Source organism: Andreprevotia lacus DSM 23236 (assembly GCF_900176275.1).
In the GTDB taxonomy this organism is placed as follows: domain Bacteria; phylum Pseudomonadota; class Gammaproteobacteria; order Burkholderiales; family Chitinibacteraceae; genus Andreprevotia; species Andreprevotia lacus.
Genome location: NZ_FWXD01000068.1, coordinates 1 through 2,889 on the forward strand (window position 1 = coordinate 1; position 2,889 = coordinate 2,889).

General features: G+C 51.4%; 2 tRNA genes and 2 rRNA genes. All 4 read left to right on the forward strand.

Annotated elements, in window-relative coordinates:
• Positions 1-868 (forward strand): 16S ribosomal RNA (locus B9A19_RS21730); the annotation flags it as partial.
• 90 nt (positions 869-958) lie between these two features.
• Positions 959-1,035, forward strand: a tRNA-Ile gene (locus B9A19_RS21735).
• Between the two features lie 12 nt (positions 1,036-1,047).
• Positions 1,048-1,120 (forward strand) — tRNA-Ala (locus B9A19_RS21740).
• A gap of 274 nt (positions 1,121-1,394) precedes the next feature.
• A 23S ribosomal RNA gene (locus B9A19_RS21750) occupies positions 1,395-2,889 on the forward strand; the annotation flags it as partial.

A 2,889-nucleotide genomic window follows, 5' to 3' on the forward strand; every position in this document is an offset into this window, starting at 1 on the left:
GGAATTCCACGTGTAGCAGTGAAATGCGTAGAGATGTGGAGGAACACCGATGGCGAAGGCAACCCCCTGGGCTGATACTGACACTCATGCACGAAAGCGTGGGGAGCAAACAGGATTAGATACCCTGGTAGTCCACGCCCTAAACGATGTCTACTAGTTGTTGGGGATTTCGGTCCTTAGTAACGCAGCTAACGCGAGAAGTAGACCGCCTGGGGAGTACGGTCGCAAGATTAAAACTCAAAGGAATTGACGGGGGCCCGCACAAGCGGTGGATGATGTGGATTAATTCGATGCAACGCGAAAAACCTTACCTGGTCTTGACATGTCGAGAATCCCGAAGAGACTCGGGAGTGCCGCAAGGAACTCGAACACAGGTGCTGCATGGCTGTCGTCAGCTCGTGTCGTGAGATGTTGGGTTAAGTCCCGCAACGAGCGCAACCCTTGCCATTAGTTGCTACCATTCAGTTGAGCACTTTAATGGGACTGCCGGTGACAAACCGGAGGAAGGTGGGGATGACGTCAAGTCCTCATGGCCCTTATGACCAGGGCTTCACACGTCATACAATGGTCGGTACAGAGGGTCGCCAACCCGCGAGGGGGAGCCAATCTCATAAAACCGATCGTAGTCCGGATTGCACTCTGCAACTCGAGTGCATGAAGTCGGAATCGCTAGTAATCGCGGATCAGCATGTCGCGGTGAATACGTTCCCGGGCCTTGTACACACCGCCCGTCACACCATGGGAGTGGGTTTTACCAGAAGTAGCTAGGGTAACCTTCGGGAGCCCGGTTACCACGGTAGGATTCATGACTGGGGTGAAGTCGTAACAAGGTAGCCGTAGGGGAACCTGCGGCTGGATCACCTCCTTTCAGAGAAAGTCTGATTCAAGTACTCACACTCATCGGCTGTAGATTTTAAAGATACGGAGACGCGGCTTGGCTGCGACTCGGTTGGAAGCTGGGTCAGTAGCTCAGTCGGTTAGAGCACCGTCTTGATAAGGCGGGGGTCATAGGTTCGATTCCTATCTGACCCACCAGGTTTCTACGATGGGGGTTTAGCTCAGTTGGGAGAGCACCTGCTTTGCAAGCAGGGGGTCGTCGGTTCGATCCCGTCAACCTCCACACCTTGCGGTGAGCCATCACTGCATGGTGAGAAACCAAACCAACCAGTAACTTGCAAGTATCCAGAAGTCAGTATTTTGCGATTGCAAAATATTGTGTTCTGACTGCTTCAGTTGGACGAGTGAAAACTCTGTATTTTGATCTTTAACAAGATAGAAGAAGCAAGACTCAAATTTAAGTTTTTTGGGTTTGATTGTATCGAATGCGGAAGAGCGTATAACGCCGTTCTGAAGCATGCAAACATGCTATGACCTTGACGTGTTTGAGGTTATAGGATCAAGCGAATAAGTGCATCTGGTGGATGCCTTGGCGATTACAGGCGATGAAGGACGCGCAAGCCTGCGAAAAGGTTCGGGGAGCTGGCAATGGAGCTTTGATCCGGACGTATCCGAATGGGGAAACCCACACCTTTTGGTGTATCCATGACTGAATACATAGGTCATGTGAAGCGAACTCGGCGAACTGAAACATCTAAGTAGCCGAAGGAAAAGAAATCAACCGAGATTCCCAAAGTAGTGGCGAGCGAAATGGGAAGAGCCTGTACGTGATAGTCGTTGTGTTAACCGAACAGTATGGAAAGGCTGGCCATAGCGGGTGATAGCCCCGTAGGTGAAAACACAATGGTGGTACTAAGCGTACGACAAGTAGGGCGGGACACGAGAAATCCTGTCTGAATATGGGGGGACCATCCTCCAAGGCTAAATACTCGTAATCGACCGATAGTGAACCAGTACCGTGAGGGAAAGGCGAAAAGAACCCCGGGAGGGGAGTGAAATAGAACCTGAAACCGGATGCATACAAACAGTGGGAGCGGACTTGTTCCGTGACTGCGTACCTTTTGTATAATGGGTCAGCGACTTACGTTCAGTAGCAAGCTTAACCGAATAGGGGAGGCGTAGGGAAACCGAGTCCGAATAGGGCGTTCAGTTGCTGGGCGTAGACCCGAAACCAAGTGATCTATCCATGGCCAGGATGAAGGTGCGGTAACACGCACTGGAGGTCCGAACCCACTAGTGTTGCAAAACTAGGGGATGAGCTGTGGATAGGGGTGAAAGGCTAAACAAACTTGGAAATAGCTGGTTCTCCCCGAAAACTATTTAGGTAGTGCCTCAAGTATCACTGACGGGGGTAAAGCACTGTTATGGCTAGGGGGTCATCGCGACTTACCAAACCATGGCAAACTCTGAATACCGTCAAGTGCGAGCTTGGGAGACAGACATCGGGTGCTAACGTCCGGTGTCAAGAGGGAAACAACCCAGACCGCCAGCTAAGGTCCCAAATGCATAGTTAAGTGGAAAACGAGGTGGGAAGGCATAGACAGCCAGGATGTTGGCTTAGAAGCAGCCATCATTTAAAGAAAGCGTAATAGCTCACTGGTCGAGTCGTCCTGCGCGGAAGATGTAACGGGGCTCAAACTATGAACCGAAGCTGCGGATATGTGTTTACACATATGGTAGGGGAGCGTTCCGTACGCCTGTGAAGGTGGCTTGTAAAGGCTGCTGGAGGTATCGGAAGTGCGAATGCTGACATGAGTAGCGTTAAAACGGGTGAAAAGCCCGTTCACCGAAAGCCCCAGGTTTCCTACGCAACGTTAATCGGCGTAGGGTGAGTCGGCCCCTAAGGCGAGGCTGAAAAGCGTAGTCGATGGAAAACAGGTTAATATTCCTGTACCGATTCTTGGTGCGATGTGGGGACGGAGAAAGGTAGGTCAGCCGGGTGTTGGAAGTCCCGGTTTAAGCGTGTAGGTGGGGGGTTTAGGCAAATCCGGA